The organism is Flavobacterium xanthum (assembly GCF_900142695.1).
Lineage (GTDB): Bacteria > Bacteroidota > Bacteroidia > Flavobacteriales > Flavobacteriaceae > Flavobacterium > Flavobacterium xanthum.
Genome location: NZ_FRBU01000091.1, coordinates 1 through 1618 on the forward strand (window position 1 = coordinate 1; position 1618 = coordinate 1618).

General features: G+C 31.5%; 3 protein-coding genes. 1 reads left to right on the forward strand and 2 read right to left on the reverse strand.

All coding sequences use genetic code 11. The annotated features are described in order from the left end of the window. The coding region (locus BUC11_RS16480; RefSeq protein WP_139259424.1) for an IS66 family transposase at positions 1-311 on the forward strand (311 nt) is incomplete at its 5' end. Between the two features lie 2 nt (positions 312-313). On the opposite strand, the gene BUC11_RS16485 is transcribed toward BUC11_RS16480, so the two are convergent. Together BUC11_RS16485 and BUC11_RS16490 are read right to left on the reverse strand one after the other, a co-directional pair. Further along, positions 314-766 (reverse strand): DEAD/DEAH box helicase, encoded by a 453-nt coding sequence (locus tag BUC11_RS16485; RefSeq protein ID WP_084129754.1) that lies wholly within the window; start codon positions 764-766, stop codon positions 314-316. Further along, positions 766-1545: a BREX system ATP-binding domain-containing protein gene (locus tag BUC11_RS16490; RefSeq protein ID WP_317041255.1), complete on the reverse strand. Its 780-nt coding sequence runs from the start codon at positions 1543-1545 to the stop codon at positions 766-768. The genes BUC11_RS16485 and BUC11_RS16490 overlap by 1 nt, the downstream gene beginning before the upstream one ends. Positions 1546-1618 lie beyond the last annotated feature (73 nt).

Sequence of the window (1618 nt, forward strand, 5' to 3'; positions counted from 1 at the left end):
CTCAAACAAGATGGGATAATTTATCGGCATACCTATTAGATGGTAACTTGCAAATAGATAATAATCTGGTGGAAAATGCAATCAGACCAGTGGCCCTGGGTAGAAAGAATTATCTTTTTGCCGGATCGCACGATGCTGCTCAAAGAGCGGCTATGGCCTATACCTTTTTTTCTAACTGCAAAAAGCATAACGTAAATCCTTTTGAGTGGCTAAAATATACCCTTGAGAATATCCAATCTATAAACCACAAGAATATTAAAGACCTGTATCCCCACAATTACAAGCAGCTAGCGGAATCTAAACCATTGTAAAATTACGCTCCTATCATTAATCTTATTGAACTAAACAATATGTAGTTGCTCGGGTGGATACCTTCCAATGACTCCGGAGTAATCAGCATTATGCCGCTAGGATCTTTTATTATTTTTTCTTTAAGAGTTCTATTGGCTTCTCCATGCCATTTTGTAACTGGAACTTCAAGGTATTTACAAAGTTCTTCTATTCTATAAAACTGATCATTAATAAGGGCGATTAAAGTTGATATATATAATACCTGAATACCAGCTTCATTAAAATTAACTTTTGAAAGTATAGGAAGAAAAGCAGCTTCAGTTTTACCCGAAGCTGTTCTTGAAGCCAAAATATAGTTGTCATTAGTGGAAATGATTCTTTGAATTGCAGCATCCTGAATAGGTCTCAATTCTTCCCACCTCTTGTCCCTGACATATTTTTTTATAGGATCTGAAAGTAAATTATAAGATGACATTATAATTCTTCAATACTATTGATTAAAGATAACTCATCTGGCCTTTCATCTGATATTTCAATTTCTCCAAATAATATGTTTTTATCAATGCTAGGATTTTGTCTAATAATATTAAGTATATTCAAAAAATCTCGGATAACTTCACGAGGGGTTAGAAACTCGGAAGCACCAGGCTTATTGAAAATTTCTTCCATGAATTGTTGAATATCATTATCTGAAATATCAATTTCTGTTTTATAATTATAATCGAAAATTAATTTAAGTTTTTTAAGTAAAACGAAAATTTCATTATGACTTAACGGCATTAAACGAATTACAGGCTGGGCAAAATCCCTTACTTCCAGAGTTTCAAACTTATTTGTTTCCAAACGAGATTTTAATGCTTGATAACTAAATAATCCTCTTCTTTCGTTTTCTAAAAATTCTCTCGTACCTGCAAAATTAAAAAACAGATTAGCTACTTTTCCCTGGAAACAATCATTATAAATAGAAAGAATTTTTTCATAATTTTTCTCTCTCATTACAGAGGTTGAAATCTTATATAAATTTATTGCTTCATCTAAATTTATCATAAATCCACTATATCCCATATTTACAAACAACTTACAAAAATTCTTAAGCATGTCATAGTAATTAAGGTCATTAATTATATCTCTTACACCTAACTCTTGTTTGGCCTCCGTTTTGGTTTTATATTCTCCTTTAAGCCACTTTAAAGCATTTCTTCTAAGCTGTTCGTCATCCTTTATATAACCTTTATGCTGCGACCTATTCGCGATGCAACTTTTTTAGAAACTTAAGATAGTTTTTTAAGTTTTCATTTCTATTTTCTAGGCTAAAATCGGAAATAAC